This window comes from Microbacterium sp. ZW CA_36 (assembly GCF_044987475.1).
In the GTDB taxonomy this organism is placed as follows: Bacteria; Actinomycetota; Actinomycetes; order Actinomycetales; family Microbacteriaceae; genus Microbacterium.
The window spans coordinates 81,096-99,585 of sequence record NZ_JBJDRL010000001.1; the positions used below are offsets into that span (position 1 = coordinate 81,096).

Sequence of the window (18,490 nt, forward strand, 5' to 3'; positions counted from 1 at the left end):
TCGACGACGAGCACTACGCCGCGCCCGAGCGCTGGGACGGCTGATTGTCGGAGGGGAGGCCGCTGTGCGATACCGTCACACCGTGACGAGTGAGCGAGTTCGTGAAGCCTTGTCGGAGTTCGTGCGCGAGCGCGACTGGGCTCAGTTTCATACGCCGGCAAACCTCGCGAAGAGCATTTCGATCGAGGCTGGCGAACTGCTCGAGTGCTTCCAGTGGAGCGACGATGCAGACGAGGTTCGCGTTCGCGATGAACTCGCCGACGTCGTGACTTACTGCACACTGCTCGCCGCTCAACTGGGAGTCGACCTGGACGAGATCGTCCTGCAGAAGCTCGCGGCAACTGGCTCGAAGTACCCCGCCGATCTATCGAGAGGGCGGAGCACGAAGTATGACGCCCTTTGAGATCGAACGGCTCGACTTCACCACACCCGCGATCTCAACTTGGGCGTCCGGCGATGAACGGCGAACGAACTGGCCCGTCGTCTACGTTCTCGACAGCGCCGGGTCCCCAGATGCGCCATCTGTCTATGTCGGCGAGACGGTCAGTGCTGTGTCACGCATGCGTCAGCACATCCAGAATCCATCAAAGACAGGGTTCCGCCGGGTGCGTGTCGTCATAGACGAGACATTCAACAAGTCGGCCTGTCTCGACCTCGAGTCGCACCTCATCCGTTGGCTCGCCGGCGACGGGCACTTCACAGTGCTCAACGGAAACGAGGGCATCATCGACGCGCGGTACTACGAGCGCGACCAGTACCGCGAGAGCTTCCGTGACATCTTCGAGCAGCTGCGATCGGACGGGATCTTTCAGCGCAGCATCCCCGAGATCGAGAACAGCGATCTCTTCAAACTCTCGCCTTTCAAGGTCCTAACCCGAGAGCAGGCCATCGCCGTCGAGCAGATCGTTGAATCGCTGCTCGCGGACCTCGCGACGGGCACACGATCGACCAGCGTCATCCAGGGCAATCCGGGTACGGGCAAGACGATCGTGGCGATCTTCCTCATGAAGCTGCTGGCCGACATCCGCGACTACGAAGACACAGATGAGATCGAGCAGGACTCCCTCTTCTCCGAGTTCTTCGTCCCTGAGAACCGCGAGCTACTGAAGAGCGTCCGCGTCGGACTGGTCGTACCCCAGCAGTCGCTTCGAGACTCGATCAAGAAGGTGTTCAAGAAGACGCCGAAGGTCAGTGAGGACCTGGTGTTGAACCCGTTCGACGTTGGCAAGTCGTCTATGCCGTTCGACCTGCTCATCGTCGACGAGACGCACCGGCTCAATCGCCGCGCTAACCAATCCTCGGGTATGCGCAACCGCGACTTCGCGGACATCAACGAACGACTCTTCGGATCAGATGACCTCAGCAGGACGCAACTCGACTGGATCCGCGCCCAGAGCACGCACCAGATCCTCCTCATCGACGAGCAGCAGGGTGTGCGGCCGGCAGACCTCCCGAGCGAGGTTCTTGCCGCTGAGATCGTTGATGCAAAGCGAGCGCATCGGTGGTTTCCGTTGGCGAGGCAGATGCGGGTGAGGGCGGACGCAGACTACGTGGGATTCGTCCGCCAGTTGCTTCGGGGTGAACTTCGCACCGGCGACCGCCCGGACTTCGGTGAGTACGACCTGCGATTCTTCGAGAGTGTCGGAGAGATGCGGCAGGCCATCCTCGACCGTAACCGCGAGGTGGGGCTGGCCCGGCTCGTGGCCGGCTACGCCTGGGACTGGAAGACCCGCGGCAACAGACCCGGCTTCGACTTCGAACTCGAGGGAACTGGGTTCGTCTGGAACCGCACAGACAAGGACTGGATCAACTCCCCCGGATCGATCGACGAGGTCGGCTCGATTCACACGGTGCAGGGCTACGACCTCAACTACGCCGGGGTGATCATCGGCGGCGACCTCCGATACGACGAGCTCACCCGACAGGTGGTGGTCGACCGTGACGCCTACCGCGACAAGAAGGGCAAGGAGAACCTCGCGAAGCTGGGAAGGGAGACGACCGACGGGGATCTCCTGACACTCATTCAGAACATCTACGGCGTGCTGCTCACGCGAGGAATCTTGGGAACGTACGTCTACGTGTGCGACCCAGATCTACGCGAGTACGTGCGCGGAAAGATCGCGAACGTCGGTTCCGAGCAAGCTTTGTGAAACACAGCGGAGGTGTTGGACTTCTCCTCCTCTCAGGCGGTGGCGAAGAACCTAGGAGCGGCCCCCTCTATATGCGTGCGAGCAGACTCTGCGAAGCGGCGCTCAGAGTCTTCGGGATCAGTCCCGTCGCCAATTGCCCAGCGGAGACGCGAAACGTGGATGTCGCCGACCTTCAGCGAAGGGTGAAGTACCTCCATCTGAGCGAAGTCCGCGATAACCGCGTGCGGACTCTTGTACGCCGCCGCGAACAGGACGGCTTGGGCGAGGTCCTGGCGATTCCAGCTTCGATCACCAATCTTGTACTTGACGTCTCCCGTGAATGGAGGCGGTCCAATCTCGAGGTCTGGATTCACCGACACAAACGCGGGTAGCAGGTGGCGTCCACCAGTCTTGACGACGCGCATCGGGGCGAGTGCTTCGGCGAGCACCTCGCGGATCGCATCCTCGGCAACGGCTGCCGAGTTAAAGAGGAACGTCCCCGAGGCGTGGTCGCCGGACTCGAGAGAGCGGCCGACCCCGGCCAAAATGTCGATCGCGTACTTCAGAGCCGGCTGGTAGTGGCGATATCGCGCGGGGAGTCGGTCGAGATCAACGTCGTCCCGCGCTTCACGGGACACGGGGGGCAGTTCGCGTGCAAAGTAGGCCAGCCTCATCCGAAGGCGATCGTCAACCGCCGGGGAGCGAATGGACTGGGAAACAGCCGCTGCGAGGTACTGGTTGAACGGTGTGGCTTCGGTGAAGTCGTCGAACTCGCAGTCGACAAGAACACGGCCCTGCAGCCACTGGCGGGATGTTGTCACCAAGTTGACATGGCCTCGCACATGCGGAAGACGTTCCGACGAATGCACGTAGTCCTTCACAAGGCCTCGACGGAACAGCGTGTCGAGCTCTCCCACAAACCACTCGATTACTAGTCGCTGGAGAGCCGATGCAGCCTCGAGCGACGTCATTGACGAGTCGACGCGAGGCATGCCGTTTGACCGGGCGAGTAGATGCATGAAGTGCTGCATGCCGATCTTCGGTTCGACGACTATCGTCAAGTCGGGAAGTCCGACAACGCCAACTACGTTGCCAACCTCGATACGCCAGCTGCCCCCGAAGAGTTTGGTCAGCCGGAAGACGGATCGGGAATCGCCGCTGTGCGCCCCGTTGCTTCCCCACCACCGGCGCTCGCCCGCGAGTTTCTTGCCAAGCAGTGCCAGCCTCCCCGCTTGATCGTCGGTGAGCGTATGTGTGGCTGTTCGCGCCTCCGCGAGCCGGAGTGTTTTCATTCGCCGAAGAGGCTCTCAACGCTCAGACCATCAAGGCTGGCGACGTTCCCGCCGACGTAGTCCTCCAGTAGCGGCTGCACCTGTCGTTCCCACACGGCCCGCAGAGTGGCCCGACTCATTCGATCCAGCATGAAGTAGCTGTGGCCGATGCCATGGTGACGGTCACCCATGAGGGAGAAGACTGCTTCATTCAGGGCATCGAATCCGGAGTAAAGCGACGGTCCCAACTCATTCAAGTGGCCACCCTCGGAGTAGTGCGCCTTCAGAATCTCCGATGATGGCGTGACATCGAAGAAGTCGAAACGCCTTCGTAGCGCAAAGTCCACGCTTCTGATACTCCGGTCCGCGGTGTTCATGGTCCCGATGATGAACAGCTGTTCGGGCAACGCGAATCTAGGCCGGTACATGAGTCGGACTTCCTGTTCGCGGTACTCAAGCAGGTAGTACAGCTCGCCGAATACACGGGGAAGATTCGCCCGATTCATTTCGTCGATGATCAGCACGCGCGGCTGGCCGTCCTCTGCGATGGCGTCGGCCAGTTGAACGATCGTCCCGGCAACTGGAGCGAACTCGAACGCGCCGGTGGGGCCAATCGTGGGGCGGAGACCCTCGACGAACTCTTCATACCCGTACGTCGGATGGAACTGCACGACTTCGATCTGCGGATTGTTGTCGACGTATCCGGCTTGCCCCAGGAGGTAGGCCGCAAGGTGGCGAGCAACGAAGGTCTTGCCCGTGCCCGGAGGTCCCGCCAATACAATCTGCGGACTCGCGTCCCGAAGGCTCTCAACCGTGTTCAGGACCTCGTCCTCAGGCCAGTGGATCGCGTTTCTGATCGTGCTGAGTTCCGCCTGCCCCACGTCTTGGAACGCCGGAACGTCGAGGACTCCCGGTTCCGCCGCGGCGCGATTCTGACTGGGTAGGGCGTCAGTAGTCGGAAGAATCGTCAAGAGCTCTGATAGCCAGCGAAGGTGCCGCTTGATGTCGCCGTCACTTGGGATCCCGTCTCGGCTGTATCTGAAGGCCAGCAAGTTGCCGCGAGCGTACTGGGCGCCGAGACCCGGGTCGCGGAGGTCGACATTGCGAGTTGCTTCGTCCATCAATGGAGTCCTCGAGGCCGGCGACTCCGAGACTCGGCCCCATCCATCTGAAACGTTGACTTCGATGCCAGCCGGATCCAGCTTGGTCACGCCCTGGTTGAGCGACAGATAGGCCGCAGATCCGTCCGCGGCGAACAATAGCACTACGTACCACCCGAGCGTTGGTCGGGGCGATTGAGCAGGGTCGAAGACCCGGACCCAGGGCACCTTTGCATTGTTGCCGGCCCCGTTACTTCCCTTCACCTGCGAAACATGATCATCTGACGCGGCGAGAAGTGAGGCGAACTCAGCTGCGATTGCGTTGATCAGTTCGCGGCGGCGCGACATCGCGGGTGAAGTCAGGGGTGTGAAGTGGACTTGGAGCTCGAGCACTCCCTGGATCAATTCGCCAAGGCCACGCGGGAGGCTTTGGAGTTCGTCTGTCATCTCGCCAACCTATTGCAGGCGCGAATCCGGTGGGCCGCGCCATCCCGGGCCCCGCGGGGAAGGAGAACACCCGATCCAAGTCCGCGCTTGCCGATCGTCCGACACTGGGACCGACCACGGGCGCATCGCTGCACTGAGCGGCTGGAAACCGCGGTAGCGAGTTGTGGCGGCCTCGGAGACCTCCACTAGTAGAGGATCGCCCGATGCCCGGTCGTCAAAGCGCGGACGTCGAGGTGACTGACGGGACCAGAACCCGTTACTCACTCGGCGACGTACCCGTGTGTCATCGCGCACGTACATGCCAGGTCGGCGCGCCGCGGCATGATGGGTCGAGTGCGCTCCCCAATCGGCAGCGCAGGGACATGGGGAGAAGCATGGGCTGGCTCGATTGGCTGTTCGGCGGCGGTAACGCCAAGAAGGAAACGGCGGCACCGCGGGTGGCCACGCCGCCCCCGCCTTCGCGCCCGCCCTACTTCGCCATCATCGACGTGGAGACGACAGGCCTATCCCCGAAGAAGGACCGCGTGCTAGAGCTCGCGGTCGTCCGAGTGGATCAAGACGGGAACGTCGTCGACGAGTGGTCAACCCGGTTCAACCCCGAGGGGCCCGTCGGCGCAACACACATCCACGGCATCACGCAGGCCGATGTCGCGCACGCGCCTCTATTTCGCGATGTCGCCGCTTCTGTCGTGCCGTACATCGCGGGACTTCCCATCGCCGCGCACAACGCGCGCTTCGATCTCGCGTTCCTCCGCGCGGAGTTCCGCCGCGCCGGCTGGGACGTTCCCTGGCTGCCGGCATACTGCACGCTCGACGGCAGCCACCACTACTTGCCGAATTTGGACCGTCGCCGCCTGGTCGACTGCTGCTGGAGCGCTCGCATCCCGCTGAACGACGCTCACTCAGCCCTGGGCGATGCTCGTGCGACCGCCGGCCTTCTTCGTCACTACCTGCAGGCGCAGGGTCGAGTGCGTCCGCACCCGGCACTCGTCTCGGTGCAAGACGACGCACGAGGCGTGGTGTGGCCGGCAGGACCGAGCCGTGCATTACTTGCATTCGTGCCAGACGAGCAGGTCTCGGCGCGGTCGCGTCCCATCAGGGTCACCAGCGCGATGCCGAAGCAGCCAGCGCTCATCACACAACTGTCGAAACTCAGCCTCGTCGAAGTGCTCGACGAGGGGGCGCCCGTCGGATCGCTGACGTACGTTGAAACCCTCCTCGACGCGCTCGAGGACGGCGTCATCTCCGAAGATGAAGCCGCCGCTCTGCAGGACCTCGTCGAGGTCTACGAGCTCAGTGACGCCGATGTCGCTGACGCACACCAGGCCCTCGTGCTCGCTCTCGCACACAAGGCGCTCGACGACGGCCATGTCTCCCGCGACGAGCGGGCCGAACTGGAATCCATCGCATCCTCGCTGCGGCTGTCGGGCGAGCTCGTCCCGAAGCTGATCGCCGAGGCAGACGCCGCACGTGCATCACAGTTGAGCGCGGAACTCTGTCCCCTTCCTGCCGACTGGGCACTCGGGGAGCCGCTACGCGTCGGCGACAAGGTCGTCTTCACCGGCTTCGATGGGCGCGAGCGTGAACGAGCACGGCTGGAGCAGCGAACCCAGGAACTCGGCGTCCGCGTGATCGGAGCTGTTTCCGGCCTCACCGCGATGCTCGTGAGTGACGGCTCCTTCGCAGGGGGCAAGCTCGCGCGAGCACAAGAACTGGGGACCCGGATCATTGACCCCGAGACGTACGCCATGCTGCTCAAGCACCTCCAACCCGCCCAGGCCGCGGCACCCAAGACGAGACGTGCCGCAGCAGCGACCACGACCGCCGTCGCTGGGAGCACGCCCGTCACGGTTCAAACGACCACCTCTCCCGGTGAGATCCGCGCATGGGGCATCGAGAACGGATACACCGTCGGAGTTCGCGGCAGGCTCTCGACGGAGCTTGTTCAGGCATACGAGCTTGCGCTGCTCGATGCGCAGAAGGAGCCCGCAGGTCCGCAAGCCGGTCTGTAGACGGGCAATCCGCGAGAGTGGTGGGTCGCGGGCAGGCTACGGGGTGCTCGATTGAGGCTGCCGAACGCGCATCGCGAAGCTGCAGCGAGCGACGACGCTTACGCCGGTGCTTGTGAGAAGTGCCGCAACCATCGGGTGTGATAGTCGGCGGCTGCGTGTCGCCGGCCCTGAGAGTTGCCAAGCGCGACGATGCTTCGGTAGGCCTCGAGGAGGCCGTCCCAGCCGACGACATGTTCCGGCCTGTCGACCGGGGGCAGGTCAGTGACGAGCGAGTCCGACTTGCGTGCGTTACACATGGTGTGGAGGGTCGTGAGATTCGCGATGTCGCCGGCACCTCCGCGCGCGTGCGCGAACGTGTGGTCCGCCTCCGGAGCGAGCGCCCAGTACATCGGGTGGATCGCGCCCCGACGGTAGTTGGGGTGGTATGGCAGTTCGTCAGGGAACAGGTCGCTGAACGCGACGAGGATGTTCCTCGGGATACATCGCCCGCCGCAATACGTGCAGGTCATCTCATCCCGCAGGAAGACCTGCGCGCGCAGTCGGTCGGTGACGTCACGGGCGCGGCGCTCGACGGTATCCGAGGACGGGCCGGCCTTCGCCGCGTAGCGGAGACGCCCATCCCAACGTTCGAAAGCGATCGGTCCAATGACTTCGCGCGCTTCGACGACGTTGCCAGTCACGATCGCTCTGGCTGCTGCGCTGAGTGCGTCAGCGTATCTGTCGACATCTGCGGGATCGATCGTGAGGGCGGCGGTCACGGCGCCACTGTATCGATCCGCGCACGGGCACTGGTGGAAACGGTCGGTCGCGAGCGGGTCTGAGCGAGTTCGGTGGCCACCCCTCTGCACGCATCGGTCTAGCGGAATTCCCCTCGCTCATCTCGGATATGACCGCCTCTCAGCCCGACAGCGCGGGTAGTCCACACCTCAAGCTCAGTTGCGCGAAGGGGTGTATGACTGACGCGAGTCGCGGAGGCAGACGACGCTATGGTGGCCGCATGGAGCCGCCCTTTCTCGTCAAGACGCCCGAGCCGCGGTACTTCATGGAAGACCATTGCGCGAACTGCCTGACGAACCTGCCGGACGCCGTGGTCGGGCCGTATTGCTCGACCTGGTGCGCTGAGGTGTCCGGGCATGTGCGCTACATGCGAGCAGTTCTCCGTGACGGGCGCATCGAGGACCCACTCGTGAGAACCGCCATCCAGACCAGGGGTGCGTTCCTCCTGATTGGCGGATACCGCTCGCTGGGTCGAACAGTCAGCGCAGCACGTCGCGAAGAGGTCAAGAAGCGCGATGCCGGTCTGTGCCAAGAGTGCGGCAACCCCGGCACCGACATCGATCACGTCAGCGGTAGCTCGGATGCGCTGGGCAATCTGCAACTGCTCTGCGGCGACTGCCATCGTGCCAAGACGGCCGAGCAGATGACCGAGGCGACACCCGAGCGCGTCGCACTTCTGCAGGCATTGTTCCTATCGCGCGTTGCGCCTGACGAGCCTCGGCTGCTTGCAGATGACGAGACGCAGTGGGCGGATGTCTGGAAGGGGCTGCAAGCAGCGCGAAAGGCCCGATTCATTGCGCGCCTTGACGCCGCGGGCATTCGCGGACGTAGTCGCAGCCGCATCGACCTCGCGAGCGATTTGGCTGTGAGCGAAAGGCAGGCCGAGCGCGACCTCGAACGTGCGGCCGAGGTGCGGAGCGCTGTCGGTACGGACACCTTCTTCGACGATCTCATGCGTCGCGTCTAAGCCATCCCAGTGCGGGTACCCGGAGGCCGTGTACATCGCGGGTGTGCTGAAGGCCAGGGCTACGAGCAATTTATCCAGCGGATTGATCCGGACGAGGGCCGATTTGGCCGGCTCAGGTCAACTCAGCACTCGCGGGCGTACTTCCGGATGCCGTTCCATCGAACGGTTCTGTCGAGGCGCGCCCGCCGCCAGTCGCGGATGCGGAAGCCAACGCCGATGGCGACGAGCCCGATCCCCACGAGCGCAAGGAGGAGCCCGCCGAGAGCTAGCCCGATCAGATTGCTTTGGAACAGGGATAGCCACGCGCCGGCGTCGCCTCCAAGGATGAGGATCGCGACGATCGCGAGTACGAACCCGCCGACTGTGAACAGATACGCGGCACCGAAAACGCCCATTGGTTCTCGTTGAGCGCCATAGTTAGCCGCGACTCGGATACGCCGGGCTTCGAGAGACTCACGAGCTTTGCCGGCGGGGAAAGTCTCAAGAATCGAGTTCAGCGCCAGGAGTTCCTTTGCCGCGCGTGGTTCGTTCCGCGGCGCCAGCACGCCCACAAGTCCCACGACGGCTGCCGCAAGAGCTGAGAGGCCTGCGATTAGAGCCACGGCGATCTAGTCATTCACACGGTCAGCATAGAGTCGTGAGGATACACGCCCGCCTCAGTTTCGAGCTCGACGTATGGTCGACTTCACACCACGGGATGTGATTCGTGGCGATCCACATGCGGGCATCGCACGCAGATCGGACCATGCGGGCGCGTCAAAGTGAGCAGCCGGGATGAACGGGCACGCCGTCGTGCGAAGTCAGGGAGCCGAATTGGGACGCGCCCGCGCATCCGGCGACGTGGTTGAGGCGATGGGACCCGAACCGTGTGCGTACGCCGCCGGGTCTCCCACGAAGCACCTACGAAGCACGTAGCCTTCCGTCTATGCGTGTCACACAGCGAACGGTGGGGTTGCTCATCGATTACCTCACCGCGAACACCTCGCAGGCGAGTTTGGGCGGCGAATTGAAGCGACACAACCTGGGCGATGCTGACCCGGGCCCTGATGATCGCCCGTTCTCAACAATGAGCAAGGCTAAGCGAGCCGACAAGGCGCTGGGCGCCGCCTTCAAGAGCGGCAAGGAAGACGAGCTCATTAGTCTCGCTGCGACGGCTCTGCGCAACCACCAAGATGGTGCTGCGGCGCCGGAGTGGGTAGAGGAGCTCGTAGCGTCGCTCCGTTCCGATGGGTTCACGTGTACCGCGATGACAACCGTCGTGCCGCAATCGTCGCCGTGGTCGCAGAGCACTTCCGAGACCCGCTGGACAATCACACCGTTGGGCTACACCGGGCTACCCGTCGCTTCGCTAGCTTCGGATCTAGCCGACCAGCTCAGTACAGAGGGCTTCACGACGGCGGCTGGCCACTACGACCAGGCGCTCAACGCCTTCCATGCTCGCAACTGGGCAGCATCTAACAGCCAGCTGCGAACGACCTTCGAGTCGGTTCTGCTCGAACTCGCGGTGCGGCGCACAGGGATGGCGGCAGGTGGCGGCGGCCCAGCCATCGATGCCTTAAGATCCAACGGGGATCTGCCGTTCGGGCCAAACGAGTACGTTCGGGGGCTCTGGAAGCTGAGTCACACTGGAGGTTCGCACCCCGGGCTCAGCGACGAGGAGGATGCGCACCATCGCGTCTACGCAATCAGCGCGATTGTCGGCTGGTTGGTTCGCTCCTACGCGTGAGACGCGGTGGGCCCGACGCGCCGCGCCGCCTACGACAGCGCGCCAGCTGACACCGGCGGCGGACGCTGAATTAGGCCGCGCTCTGCAAGGCCTCGATTAGCACCAGCAGTGCCGCGACAACCTGCGCCGCTGCGCCGACGATAACGAGCACGGCCGATAGCCCCAGCGCGTCACGCGCCCGCACGTGGTCGGACTCGGTCTGCTGCGCCTTCGCGTTCGCCTCAGCGACGGTGATCGTGTACCCGAGGTCGCTGGCTAGCTCCTGCAGTGCGTCGACGTCGCCTTCCAGCGTCGACACGCGCGGGCGCAACAGCCACCCAGGGGGCCGCGGCTCTTTCTCGGTCTTCAGGCGCGCGACCCCAGACACCGAAAGCACCGCGCCGGTCCTGCGCAGATTCAGTCGGTACAGCAGCCGATGCCACCACGGGAACAGAGACACCCGGGGTTGCGCTTCTGCCACAGCGCCCCTGTGCGGATCGCGACCCACAGCAGGCCGAACAGCTGCAGGCTCAGCCCAACAAGCGCCAGCGACGCCGCCCACACCAACATGCGACGACGATAGGCGGGGCGGCCTCGTCACCGGCGGAGACGCGCGGCTCACCCGACCAGCTCGTCCTAGAACTTAGGCCTTCAACACCTCGTATGCCGATCGGAACTCCGCCGTGACGTCCCTCCCGCTCGCCTTCGCGCGCGCCATCGGCAGCCGCGGTCCCGAGGCGTGGGGGCTGACGAGGGTGCACAGCTCGGCCACGGAGTACTCGCGCGCCCAGTCGAGGCGGCCGGTCTCACGTTCGAATCGAATGCAGACAGCGGTGTCGATGTCGAGGCTGTGGAAACTGGAACATGCGGTCGTCACCGCGCGGGAGCGTGCGCGTCTTTACCTGGATACGGCGGCCAGCCGGGTCGATGAGGTCATACGCCTTTGTGCCAGGTGGCGGCAGCGCGCCGCCGTAGATCATGAGCGCTAGCTTCTCGCCGACCTCGCCCTGAATGCTGCCCGCGGTGCGCGAGACTCCGCGGCGCTGAAACTCTGCCTGGATGTCCGCGTAGATCGCGAGCAGTTCCGGAAGCGACTTGCTGGAGAGATCGACGTCGGTCACTCCTGAGAACGTAGCGCAGCGGCGAGGGTGGGCGGCGTGTCGAAGCGAGGGCACCTGCTCGAAGAGCGCATACCGTTTAGACATGCACACCGAGTACTCCGATGAGCATGGCCGCTTGGAGCCGGGCGTCCGTCGAGTTGTTCAGCACAATTCGTCGACGCCCAAGTTCGAGCTGATCGCGACAATGGAGCAGTTGCAGCCTGAGAGCTGGCGAGCAGAGGTGACGCTCTTCGGCCACACCATTCTCAAAGTCGATGGCGTATTCCCGTCGAAGCACGCGGCCGGCAACGCTGCGGAGACCGCACTCCGGGTGCATCTCGTCCGGCTGTTCTCTACGTAATGGAATCGTGGAGCGCGCCTGCGGCTCGCGCGAGCTGATCGCCCGCATACGGTCTGTCTCAACGTATAGGCGAACGATCCCCTTGCGGGCGACGAACGATTTGGGGACGTTAGTGTTCATTCGGCTCGACGTCAGTGATTGGCCCTGCACGGTCCGGGAGTCATTGCGTCAGACCTGTGGGCACATCGACAGGGAGCACGCCGTCCGACACCCTCGGTCGTCCTTTGCTCACTCGCGGATCTCCCGCCGCCGCGGGAGGTTCGCAGCGGCCACGCTGACTCCAATGATCCTGCTGGGCGGTCCAGGTGCGGCCGTCGCTGCCTCGGCCCCGCACTTCAGCCGGCGTGAGACGTGAAGGCCGCCTGGCCAAAGTCGACCGCAAGGCGAAGGTCCGGTTGCCGACTCAGCGCGTCTGCAAGTGCGTCAACCGGCGCCCCGAGCTCGAACAGCAGGTTCAGGGCGACCACGGCTGCAGTTACTTCGGAGATAGCGGCCATCTGCTCGATGCTCTGCGCTTTTGTCTCACCTGTGTGCGCTAGCTGATCTCGCGCTGTTCGAGTCTCCTTCGCCCACTTCTCTGCATCAGGGACCAACTCGCGCATGAACTCGCCGGGTCGTCGCGCGAGGTCGAGAAGTCGTTCCTTCAACGACGGCTCGTTTCGCGGGAGTCGGTCGCGCACCCACGTCACATGCTCGGGCGGGATCGCATCCAGAAGCTGTTGGCGGAGTTGACGGTACTGCCCATCCTCGATCGGTCCAGCCGGGTCAAGTGCTCGGTGCATCGATTCCGCAGCGGCCACGGCGGCGATCAACTGGGTCTCGACATATCCTCCCGGGACGTACTTGAGCCCAAGGATCATGCCGCGCGCCGCTGAGAAGGTCTCACGGACGTCCAACCAGCGCTGCATGAGCGCTTGGAAGTCGAAGTCGTCGAGGGTAACCACGAAATGCCGAGCTTCCAGCGCCGGTGCTAACGGGTCTGGGCGGGTGATCCGTCGCTGAACGACGTACACCTCGTTCCTGACCTTGGCTCGGGGATCACCCTCGCGGTACCGCTCAGGATTGGCGGGCAGCAACAGCCGGATCGACATGAGCCCGCACGCGGTCAGTCCGCAAAGGGAAACTAGATCCCCTGCAGTCCTCAATTCCTCGGTCCAGCCGGCAAAGCTTCTCGGCCGATTGGAGACGAACTGGAGTGAGGCAGTCTCACGAATGCTCGCTCGTGATCCCCAGCGGGTGAACTCGCTCTGGGGCGCCCACGGCATGTCGAAGAGCGTGATCTTAAGGTCGCCCGCCTCCGCGACCAGCGGCGCGATCGCGGTGCTAACTATGCTGCTTCCGCGTCGACCATTGTCGTCCCGGACTCCCTCGAACTGCATTCCGCTCAGGCGTGACCACGAAGAGAGATTCTCGATCGTTCCGATCGCTCCCTCGAACACAGCTGAGTCCGCGTCCTCGATGTGGCACCCGATCAGCGCCGTCTCCACGTGCGCGGTGGTCGCGTCCGCGGGACCTCGATGTCCGACGCGGAATCGATCCAGCTTGGTAAATTGCACCTCCGCGAGTGTGATCAACTGCCCGCCCGACATCCCATAGACCAAATTGGCCTGGGGCATGCGGTTGTCCGTCACGATCACCGACGCGGTTGGATCCCTGTGGTCGATATTCCACCCACCAATTAGCCGGAGGATGAGTCCGGCATCCGGGTCGAATGTCAGAACACCCGCCACTCGATCATCCGGCGCGGATGGCAGCCACCAGTGCCCTGACCACTCGTGGGCCTCGCTGAGCAGGTACTTGTCCATCGCGCTCCCGATCAGGAAACTATGTAGGGAGTCAGCGTGTGTGCTGTGTCGATCGCAAACAACGCATGCACCGTCGAGTCGCGTCCGGTGCACGGACTTTCCGTGGTCTCTACCGACCTTGTTGCGCAACTCTCCGAACGACGAGACAGTGTGGACCTGTGCCGCCAGGAGCTTGACGGGCCCGAGGCCATTTGAGCCAAGCGCCTTCTCAACCTTCGCGCTTGGGAGCGTTGGTTCGATCAAACTTCCATGACTCGGCGAGGCTCGGGGTCGCTTTGGCCGGTCCTAGCGAACTTTTGCTCGCGATGTGCTTGATCGTCGAACCCTTAACCTCCTTCGCAGGCCCGGTCACGGCCGAAATCTCGCTCTTGGTCACGCCGACACCACTCAGTATGTCGGCTCCTCCCAAACAGTTATGGATCGGACGTCCTCGACTTCTTCAGGCGAGGCTGACTCGAACGGGTCTCCACGCCCAACGACAGAATCCTTGGGATCTATCTTGCGAGGCGAGTTCTTGTCCAGAGTCAGCTTCTCAACCTTCTCGACGTACTCAGGCTCCTGCATACCTCTCGCGATAGCACCGATACCCAAGACTCCTGTCCCACCGACGTTTACGCGCCGCGTGCGGAAGGTTCTGGCGAGCGTGAGCTTAGGGGCAACCTCAATGGCTCGGACAACGATCTTGACCATCTTGATATCACCGAGCGGCTCCCCGGTGTCCGGGTCCGTAATTCCAACCGCGGACGGGTCCAGGATCGCGAAGTACATTCCGACATGCACTCCGTGCTCACTACCGCGATTCAGAATAACTTCGCGATCGCTTACGACCTCCGCGACCTTGCCGTAGATGCGCTCGTCCGGATCGACGACCTCCGCCAGTTCGATCGCGTCGTCCATGGGCTGCTCCTCAATCATTCTCTTCAGCCTGCTTAGCCAGAAGAGCGAACGCCTTCTGTCCTTCGTCGCGCAGCCGGTTCACCTCGTCCAGAGAACCGGGCGCCACTGTGTTCCACTCCGCCATGGAGGTGAACAGCGCCACTCGCACCGCCTGCAACCGATCTTGTACATCGACTAAACCCAGAGAGACACGCCCATTCTTCGGGTTGGCTGCCTGCGCGAGTTGCGTGGCAAGCAGCTGAGCATTCTCCAGATCCTCGGCAATGACTAGTAGGCCGCGAACCGCGCTGGCTCCGTTGGCGGTGAAATCTCGCTCGCGCGGCGTCGTTTGGAACAACGCTCCGAGCGCTGCGCCGAGCACGCCCGCGACGCCAATGCCCACGCCTGCCCAGCCGTTGGTCGGTGAAACCCAGATGCCCAGACCGATCAGGATTGCTGCGATCAGGCATCCTGCCCAGACCTTCGGGCCGAGGACGAGCTCGGACTTCCGGAAGCGGATGACCGGCCGCTTGTCGTTGGACTCACCGGTCGTCATGGCCCTGAGCATATCGACCAGGCTCATGGGAGTCCGTCAGCAACGCGAACGCGGTTGGCGAACCCTAAGGCGACGACGCCATGGGGACGTCCTGCGCCGAGGAGCGCCGAACTGACGGCTTCCTTCGCGCGAGAAGCCCCGACGTGAACCACTGAACGAGCGGGACAGCGAGCAACACAGCAGACTCAGCCTCCTCCGGGGTGGGCTTTCGGTATCCGTTCCCGCCGTGCCGGCTCTCTTGTCCCTGCCATAGGGTCTCTGCCATGCGCACTGGGGCGCCTGATTCCTCTGTGTCGAGCGGCAAACTCCAATCGGACTGCGCCTTCATGTCACGCACCATTGTGCCAAGCGTGGCCCGGACGTTCTTCGGAGCCACGACGCCTGCGCCCGCTTCCTCGACAGCCTTGATCGCTTTCTCGTAGGCCTCTTCAGGATCGGGGTTACGGCCGAACACTGCGTGCCATGCTTCGCCGAGCAGCATCCCTGCGGAAGTCGAACTCTCAACAGTCGCCCGCGCCGCGACCGCGACTCCCTCCGGGACGCGCTTCACAAGGCCACGCCCGCCGTCGTGCTCACCGACGGTCCACTCAGAACCGGCACGGGCAAGCAGAACCGACAACTCTTCAATTCGCTGATCGCCAAGCCAGTTCCCGTTCGCGTAGTAGACGAGAAAGCCAACGAACTCCAGCCATTCATCGACAGTCATGTCTGTCCGCACGCCTCGCATGCCATCACGATTTCTGCTTACTTGAAGTGGTGTATCTCGTCGCGTCGCAAGATCGAACTCTTGGAGCATCTTCGTGATCGGATCTTGGGTCGTGCCGAGCACAGGCATGGGCACAAGCGTCGTTTGAGGTATCGCGACCGAAAGCACGGTTCTCTGCACCCAATCAAACAGTGGCGCTTCGAGCCAGGACGGCACTCCCGGATGCAGAACGTCCCAGGTCGTAGGGTCCGGGGCGCGGGGCTTCCAAGGCATGGGACCATCCTGGCCGACCCCACCGACGCGGGCAGCTTGAGACGCGCTTGCTCTAGCGATTTCGAGGGGCTGACGACAAGGGAACTGGCCTCATCTGTTTGGATTGCTGGCTACGCCAGCGAAGGCCGAAAAGCCGCGCCCGACATCGCGGCTCCTGAGTGCCGGGCGGGCATGCGTTGCGCGATCCATCACTCACTTCCGCCTCTGACCGAGCGAGCCCTCAGCCCGTTCACCTGTTCGCGTGAGGGTCTCCCTACGCCTTCAACGAGGCGGCACGAGCGCGTTGAGACGGCGCGCGCGTCTCGGACCATAGCTGAATCCCGGAATCCTCGTGTCGATCTCCAGCTTGACCACCTGCTCCCACGATGCAGCGAGGACTCCTGGTGCAGTCCAGTCGAGGCGGTCGGGGAATGAGCCTATCTGGGTGGCCCAGGTTGAGACGTCGCCTCGACTTTGGAGTACGGCGCCCTGGTGGACGTTGTCGAATCGGTCGGTTACGTCGTCGAAGTTCGCGGCGAGGTTACCTTCGAGATATGGGTAGCCGAGACTGATGTCGAAGTTCGCCTGCTCGACAGTCTCGACGAACGGTGCGAAGGAAAGTCGCCCGACGAACGTGTGACCGTACACGTACGGCACGTCGTCGATGGTGACCTGCCCACAAACAACCCGGCAGTCTCCGCCCGGGCGGCGACCATCCATCCACGCCCGTGCGCGGGCCTGGTCTTCGGGCTCTTCGGGGTGGATGGCGGAATTGACGCCCGGCTGGCTGAGAAGAAGAAATCCCGTCCACTCGCCGCGCTCGTCTCGTGGATGATTTGAGGCACCACCTCGGCGAAGAATCGGAGCACCGCGATCATCGTCCCCGTGACCTCCCTGCCCTTCAGCTCGGCCTGGTACTGCGGCTCGAGCGCTTGGGTACCTCGGCGGAGGCGAGCGACGACATCCGCCGGGACTTCATCCCACACGGCGTAGAAGCGGAACCCAAGAGTGCCGCCGATCAGCGTCATGTTGTCGCTCGGACGCACGATGTGAAGGACGTGTTGCTGGATGTTCCTAGCGAACTTGACGGCTTCGATAAGTCCTGCAGCCGGGTGGCGATCGTTCGTAAACAGGCTCGTGTAGGCCGGCGCCTGCGCGACCTGGTTCGCGAGGAGGTCGTTCAAAGTCTGCGTTGCAGTCAGGAATCCGCGGATGCGCCGGCCTAGGTCGCCGGCACCGGCCGAGTCGGCGTAGTACTCGGCGACGGACATCTGGAGGTCGCGCATCGTTTCTGTGAGCATGGCGATCTCACTGCTTGCGAGCGCTACCGGTGGCGTCGGTCCAGATGAGGGGGTCACGAGACGAAGCTATCGCCGGTTGCGGTCACCCTACGGTCACGACGACTGCAACTGAGGTCACTGGGCATGGAGCATCGCGCCGTACAACTCGATGTCAACCGCTGAACAACCCCGGCCGATTTGCCTCAGGCGGGGTCGTCGACAGATAGTGGGGATTCTGTCGAGGCTTGAATCGCGCGCGGCGCCCGCTGTGTGATCACTCGTTCCTGGTTTGGCGTATCGGCCTCACGGAGCTCCACCAATTCGCGAGCGGTCGGGATACGCACTTGAATCCGCGGCCGGCCTTCCTCATCAATCGTCTTCACTACCGCCATCGTTGGCGAGATGTACTCTGCGCTTCCGTCGATTTCACGCATCTCTCGGATGAGTTGAGAGGCTGCATTGGCGTTTCGCTCGTTGTTCTCGGAAACGACACGTCCGATGGACGCCTCTTCGGCAGCGATGCGCAGTTCCGAAAGGAGTTCGCGAGTCCGCTCATCTCGGAAGAGGTTGGCAATCCGGGTACGGAACTTCACCTTCACTGATCCGCGCTCGACGTCGACGATTTCCGGCCGTTCGAAGCCGTGCGCCGCGTACATCGCCTGGGCCGCTGCGACGAGGCGGGTTACGCCGACCGGGTCGGCGGACGAGATGTGAAGAATGAACACCCCGTCGGGATCTCCTTCAGGAATCCAAGTTGCCCGCCTGAAGGCCGCTTCCTCCGCGCGCAGATGCTCCTGCTCCGACTGCGCTCGATCATCGCGCTCACTTTCGTATGCGAGACGATCATGTTCAAGCCGCAGCCGCGCCTCTTCCAGGCGAGCCTGTCTCCTTCGGTCGGCTCGCCAAACCGTGAGGCCAAGCACAGCGACGACCAGGATCACAAGGGGTGTTAGGGCGCTCAGCACGTCGGTGAAGAAGGTGTAATCCACTCGCGAATCATATTGGCGAGCGCCCCTCTATCTCGTGGTGGACGCGCACCACCACTGCGGCATCATCCCATTGGCTCGGCGTAGCGCGGCGCCAGACACGCCCCCATGAGGGTCCATTCCCGAGCACCTCGTAGGCGCAAGCGACGCCTCTCGGCAG

20 protein-coding genes are annotated in these 18,490 nt (G+C 63.4%); 7 read left to right on the forward strand and 13 right to left on the reverse strand.

Annotated elements, in window-relative coordinates; translation table 11 throughout:
- The first annotated feature begins 82 nt into the window (after positions 1-82).
- The gene (locus ACI3KX_RS00400; protein ID WP_404906999.1) at positions 83-403 is read left to right on the forward strand and encodes a nucleotide pyrophosphohydrolase; all 321 of its coding nucleotides are present in this window, start codon (positions 83-85) and stop codon (positions 401-403) included.
- Positions 390-2,150 carry a DNA/RNA helicase domain-containing protein gene (locus ACI3KX_RS00405; RefSeq protein ID WP_404907001.1) on the forward strand — a complete coding sequence of 587 codons (1,761 nt, stop codon included), beginning with the start codon at positions 390-392 and terminating at the stop codon, positions 2,148-2,150. Before ACI3KX_RS00400 ends, ACI3KX_RS00405 begins: the two co-directional genes overlap by 14 nt.
- Positions 2,151-2,182: 32 nt before the next feature.
- Here ACI3KX_RS00405 and ACI3KX_RS00410 read toward each other — a convergent pair whose 3' ends face one another.
- Positions 2,183-3,421, reverse strand: a complete 1,239-nt coding sequence (locus tag ACI3KX_RS00410) for a 5-methylcytosine restriction system specificity protein McrC (protein WP_404907003.1) — start codon at positions 3,419-3,421, stop codon at positions 2,183-2,185.
- Positions 3,418-4,947: an McrB family protein gene (locus ACI3KX_RS00415; RefSeq protein ID WP_404907005.1), complete on the reverse strand. Its 1,530-nt coding sequence runs from the start codon at positions 4,945-4,947 to the stop codon at positions 3,418-3,420. The genes ACI3KX_RS00410 and ACI3KX_RS00415 overlap by 4 nt, the downstream gene beginning before the upstream one ends.
- Positions 4,948-5,321: 374 nt before the next feature.
- On the opposite strand from ACI3KX_RS00415, the gene ACI3KX_RS00420 reads away from it, so the two are divergent.
- Positions 5,322-6,959 (forward strand): exonuclease domain-containing protein, encoded by a 1,638-nt coding sequence (locus ACI3KX_RS00420; protein ID WP_404907007.1) that lies wholly within the window; start codon positions 5,322-5,324, stop codon positions 6,957-6,959.
- Between the two features lie 98 nt (positions 6,960-7,057).
- Here ACI3KX_RS00420 and ACI3KX_RS00425 read toward each other — a convergent pair whose 3' ends face one another.
- On the reverse strand, positions 7,058-7,717 hold the full coding sequence (locus tag ACI3KX_RS00425; protein ID WP_404907009.1) for an HNH endonuclease: 660 nt from the start codon (positions 7,715-7,717) through the stop codon (positions 7,058-7,060).
- 239 nt (positions 7,718-7,956) lie between these two features.
- Between ACI3KX_RS00425 and ACI3KX_RS00430 the strand changes: the two genes are divergently transcribed.
- Positions 7,957-8,703, forward strand: a complete 747-nt coding sequence (locus ACI3KX_RS00430; RefSeq protein WP_404907011.1) for an HNH endonuclease — start codon at positions 7,957-7,959, stop codon at positions 8,701-8,703.
- A 122-nt stretch (positions 8,704-8,825) separates the two neighbouring features.
- Here the strand turns inward: ACI3KX_RS00430 and ACI3KX_RS00435 are convergent, their stop codons facing one another.
- Positions 8,826-9,305, reverse strand: coding sequence for a hypothetical protein (locus ACI3KX_RS00435; RefSeq protein WP_404907012.1), 480 nt, complete (start codon positions 9,303-9,305; stop codon positions 8,826-8,828).
- Between the two features lie 323 nt (positions 9,306-9,628).
- Between ACI3KX_RS00435 and ACI3KX_RS00440 the strand changes: the two genes are divergently transcribed.
- The gene (locus ACI3KX_RS00440; RefSeq protein WP_404907014.1) at positions 9,629-10,429 is read left to right on the forward strand and encodes a hypothetical protein; all 801 of its coding nucleotides are present in this window, start codon (positions 9,629-9,631) and stop codon (positions 10,427-10,429) included.
- Between the two features lie 70 nt (positions 10,430-10,499).
- Here the strand turns inward: ACI3KX_RS00440 and ACI3KX_RS00445 are convergent, their stop codons facing one another.
- The 3 genes from ACI3KX_RS00445 to ACI3KX_RS00455 all read right to left on the reverse strand — a co-directional run bounded on the left by ACI3KX_RS00445 (position 10,500) and on the right by ACI3KX_RS00455 (position 11,529).
- Complete coding sequence (locus ACI3KX_RS00445; protein WP_404907016.1) at positions 10,500-10,805, reverse strand: hypothetical protein; 306 nt, start codon at positions 10,803-10,805, stop codon at positions 10,500-10,502.
- Positions 10,806-10,825: 20 nt separating this feature from the next.
- Positions 10,826-10,978: a hypothetical protein gene (locus tag ACI3KX_RS00450; protein WP_404907018.1), complete on the reverse strand. Its 153-nt coding sequence runs from the start codon at positions 10,976-10,978 to the stop codon at positions 10,826-10,828.
- A gap of 236 nt (positions 10,979-11,214) precedes the next feature.
- Complete coding sequence (locus ACI3KX_RS00455; protein WP_404907019.1) at positions 11,215-11,529, reverse strand: DUF6998 domain-containing protein; 315 nt, start codon at positions 11,527-11,529, stop codon at positions 11,215-11,217.
- 82 nt (positions 11,530-11,611) lie between these two features.
- Here ACI3KX_RS00455 and ACI3KX_RS00460 point away from each other — a divergent pair, with 82 nt between their 5' ends.
- Positions 11,612-11,869: a hypothetical protein gene (locus tag ACI3KX_RS00460; RefSeq protein ID WP_404907021.1), complete on the forward strand. Its 258-nt coding sequence runs from the start codon at positions 11,612-11,614 to the stop codon at positions 11,867-11,869.
- Positions 11,870-12,204: 335 nt separating this feature from the next.
- Here ACI3KX_RS00460 and ACI3KX_RS00465 read toward each other — a convergent pair whose 3' ends face one another.
- The 5 genes from ACI3KX_RS00465 to ACI3KX_RS00485 form a co-directional block, all read right to left on the reverse strand.
- Positions 12,205-13,674 (reverse strand): HEPN domain-containing protein, encoded by a 1,470-nt coding sequence (locus tag ACI3KX_RS00465; RefSeq protein ID WP_404907023.1) that lies wholly within the window; start codon positions 13,672-13,674, stop codon positions 12,205-12,207.
- Positions 13,675-14,061: 387 nt separating this feature from the next.
- A complete protein-coding gene (locus ACI3KX_RS00470) occupies positions 14,062-14,571 on the reverse strand; it encodes a hypothetical protein (protein WP_404907025.1) in 510 nt (169 codons plus the stop codon).
- A 10-nt stretch (positions 14,572-14,581) separates the two neighbouring features.
- Positions 14,582-15,106 carry a hypothetical protein gene (locus tag ACI3KX_RS00475; protein WP_404907027.1) on the reverse strand — a complete coding sequence of 175 codons (525 nt, stop codon included), beginning with the start codon at positions 15,104-15,106 and terminating at the stop codon, positions 14,582-14,584.
- A 64-nt stretch (positions 15,107-15,170) separates the two neighbouring features.
- Positions 15,171-16,085, reverse strand: coding sequence for a hypothetical protein (locus tag ACI3KX_RS00480; RefSeq protein ID WP_404907028.1), 915 nt, complete (start codon positions 16,083-16,085; stop codon positions 15,171-15,173).
- A gap of 261 nt (positions 16,086-16,346) precedes the next feature.
- Complete coding sequence (locus ACI3KX_RS00485) at positions 16,347-16,721, reverse strand: hypothetical protein (RefSeq protein WP_404907030.1); 375 nt, start codon at positions 16,719-16,721, stop codon at positions 16,347-16,349.
- A gap of 170 nt (positions 16,722-16,891) precedes the next feature.
- Here ACI3KX_RS00485 and ACI3KX_RS00490 point away from each other — a divergent pair, with 170 nt between their 5' ends.
- Entirely contained in the window at positions 16,892-17,290 is a 399-nt protein-coding gene (locus ACI3KX_RS00490) for a hypothetical protein (protein WP_404907032.1), read from the forward strand.
- A 257-nt stretch (positions 17,291-17,547) separates the two neighbouring features.
- Here ACI3KX_RS00490 and ACI3KX_RS00495 read toward each other — a convergent pair whose 3' ends face one another.
- Positions 17,548-18,333, reverse strand: a complete 786-nt coding sequence (locus ACI3KX_RS00495; protein WP_404907034.1) for a hypothetical protein — start codon at positions 18,331-18,333, stop codon at positions 17,548-17,550.
- Positions 18,334-18,490: the final 157 nt, after the last annotated feature.